This window comes from Thalassotalea coralli (assembly GCF_055786205.1).
Window position 1 is genome coordinate 1 of sequence record NZ_JBVVBK010000035.1, and the last position, 255, is coordinate 255.

Consider the following 255-nt stretch of genomic DNA (forward strand, 5'->3'; position numbering starts at 1 on the left):
TCAATGCACCTAATGCAGAACCAGCGATAATTGGAAGGTCATCACCTGGGAAGTCGTACTCAGAAAGAAGTTCACGAACTTCCATCTCTACTAACTCAAGAAGTTCTTCGTCGTCTACCATGTCACATTTGTTCATGAATACGATGATGTAAGGTACACCAACCTGACGAGAAAGAAGGATGTGCTCACGAGTTTGTGGCATTGGACCGTCTGTCGCCGCTACTACTAAGATAGCGCCGTCCATTTGTGCAGCAC

Annotated in this window: 1 protein-coding gene; it reads right to left on the reverse strand. The window is 46.3% G+C overall.

The window, feature by feature from the left end:
* Nucleotides 1–255: GTP-binding protein (locus ACOB80_RS20910; RefSeq protein WP_473167805.1), on the reverse strand; the 255-nt coding region annotated here is incomplete at both ends.